1 protein-coding gene and 2 pseudogenes are annotated in these 1,436 nt (G+C 55.8%); 1 reads left to right on the top strand and 2 read right to left on the bottom strand.

The window, feature by feature from the left end:
• The coding region (locus EI969_RS25900; RefSeq protein ID WP_160390257.1) for an IS30 family transposase at positions 1 to 662 on the top strand (662 nt) is incomplete at its 5' end.
• Between the two features lie 19 nt (positions 663 to 681).
• Here EI969_RS25900 and EI969_RS31080 read toward each other — a convergent pair.
• Both EI969_RS31080 and EI969_RS30360 read right to left on the bottom strand, forming a co-directional pair.
• Positions 682 to 1,215 (bottom strand): annotated as a pseudogene (locus EI969_RS31080) (IS3 family transposase); the annotation flags it as partial.
• 20 nt (positions 1,216 to 1,235) lie between these two features.
• Positions 1,236 to 1,436: pseudogene (locus tag EI969_RS30360) on the bottom strand (hypothetical protein); the annotation flags it as partial.

The raw sequence follows: 1,436 nt of genomic DNA on the forward strand, positions 1-1,436 counted from the left end.
GCCTGCGCACAGGGCGAGCATTGCGTGTGCCGAGAGCTAGGGCGCAGGCAAAAACATGGGCGCACGTCAGCGAGGATGTCATGATCTCCAGTCGCCCTGCTGAGGTGGAAGACCGGGCTGTACCCGGGCATTGGGAGGGTGACCTGATCATCGGTTTGAACCGATCCGCGATTGGAACGCTGGTCGAGCGCTCAACTCGATTCACCATGCTCGTCCATCTGCCTCGTGAAGAAGGCTACGGGCTAATTCCCCGGACGAAGAACGGGCCGGCTCTTGCTGGTTACGGGGCTGTTAGCATGGCCAACGCACTGAAGAAAACAGTGAATGACCATCCTGTCGAACTGTGGCGATCTTTGACATGGGATCGAGGTAAAGAGCTATCAGATCACGCTCGATTTACCATCGAATCCGGAGTGAAGGTTTTCTTTGCTGACCCCCATAGTCCATGGCAGCGCGGTACGAACGAAAATACGAACGGTCTTCTACGGCAATACTTCCCAAAAGGTACCGATCTGTCTCGATGGGGAGCCCAGGAGCTCCAAGCCGTAGCTCATGTGTTGAACACGAGACCCCGGAAAACACTCGGTTGGAAAACACCTGCCGAAGCACTGAATGAGTATCTAAAATCTGTCCAACAATCCAGTGTTGCGACGACCGGTTGAATCCGCCTTGGCAGCCCTGGTCGGAGTGAAATAGCAACTCAGGCATCGGACGGCGTAACGCCACTGCCAGCTTAAGTGCTTTCATAGACAGCTCAGTATCAGCGGTTCGCGAACAAGCCCACCCCACGATCCTGCGTGAAAACAGGTCCATCACCACGGCCAGATACAACCAGCCGCTCCCCACCTTGATGTAAGTGATGTCGCCTGCCCAAAGCGTGTCAGGCCGGACCGGATTGAAACGACGATCAAGTATGTTCGGTGCAGCGACTGCCGGCTTCGTCGCACGGCGATAATGGGCGTAGCGAGGCCTACGCCGGTGCAAACCGAAGGTCTTGATCAAGGTGCGCATTCGATAGCGGCCAATGAAAATGCCTTCTTTTCTTAATTCCTTGGATAGCCCGCGAGTACCTAACGCTTTGCGATGCTCCTTATGCAATGCACGGAGTTTGCGCCCCAGCCATCGCTGCGCAGGTAGCAACAGTTCGGGTTTGCGCTTCACGTAATAGCTGCTGCGGGCCAGACCGAACACGGCGCACATACGCCTAATCGACATCGCGCCTCTAACGCCATCAATCACTTGGTTCGACCAAACAGAACCTTTAGATGAGAGGGCAATTGCTTTTTTAGCACTTGGTTCTCAGCTTCGAGTAGCGCCAATTTCGCCTGAAGCGACTCGATCAGTTCCTGATCCTGCAGTCGAGGAGGTTGCACCATCCCTTCCTGCTCTCGCCGCCAACGCGAAACCCAGCGGCGCAGGGCTGTAGCGCCAACACC

The organism is Pseudomonas sp. PB101 (genome assembly GCF_009764265.1).
Classification (GTDB): domain Bacteria; phylum Pseudomonadota; class Gammaproteobacteria; order Pseudomonadales; family Pseudomonadaceae; genus Aquipseudomonas.